The following is a 688-nucleotide window of genomic DNA, read 5'->3' as shown; positions in this document are numbered from 1 at the left end:
TAAAGAGCTTGTCGCCCAAAAAGAAGTGTTAATGAAGCACTTTGAAACAGGCGGAACGTTAGCAGATTTCAATCAAATTAAGGCATAGTTTGCTAGTTACTTAAACATATCTATACCAGCAACTTCCCCTTAATCCCATTAAACACCGCCAGCACCCTATCGTGGGCTGGCTTGTGGTCGGCGATAAACGACAAACAGGCTAAGGCGCTTTCGTCATAATCTTGAGGTAATTTAACATTCAAATCCTTCGAAATGGTTCGGGCGTACTTGAGCTGTTTTTCTGTGGGTAGCTCTAGTTCATCAGGGATCGCTGCATGGATCGTGTCGGTAATATGATCCGAAAATATCGGCCATTGATTGAGGTCAACGGTGGTTTCTTGTGCGAGTTGTAAGAATTTCTTTTGCTCGGCGGTGAGCGAATACTTGAAGGTTACTGCACCCACTGAAAAGGTTATGTCGTCCATTTCGTTCCCTGATAATGGCGTTTTTATTGCTGAACCTTAACAGTATGAAATGAATTTAAAGTATCTGATCACTGTGTCGGTGATGTAATTAATGCAGGCACCATCCGATGTTTGTCTCCATTACCCCATTCTATAATTCGGCCAAACCTTGCTCAGCGAGCAACTTTTCGCCCGAACCACAAGCAATTCCTTGCTCAGTCAATTCCTCAGAAAACATAACTATC

General features: G+C 43.0%; 1 protein-coding gene. It reads right to left on the bottom strand.

Features of this window, described 5'->3' with window-relative positions; translation table 11 throughout:
• Positions 1 to 110: 110 nt before the first annotated feature.
• Complete coding sequence (locus LRP50_RS25395; RefSeq protein WP_274167175.1) at positions 111 to 464, bottom strand: hypothetical protein; 354 nt, start codon at positions 462 to 464, stop codon at positions 111 to 113.
• Positions 465 to 688 lie beyond the last annotated feature (224 nt).

The organism is Enterovibrio gelatinilyticus, assembly GCF_028683095.1.
GTDB classification, from domain to species: Bacteria; Pseudomonadota; Gammaproteobacteria; order Enterobacterales; family Vibrionaceae; genus Enterovibrio; species Enterovibrio gelatinilyticus.
This window is presented reverse-complemented; position numbering and strand designations above follow the sequence as displayed.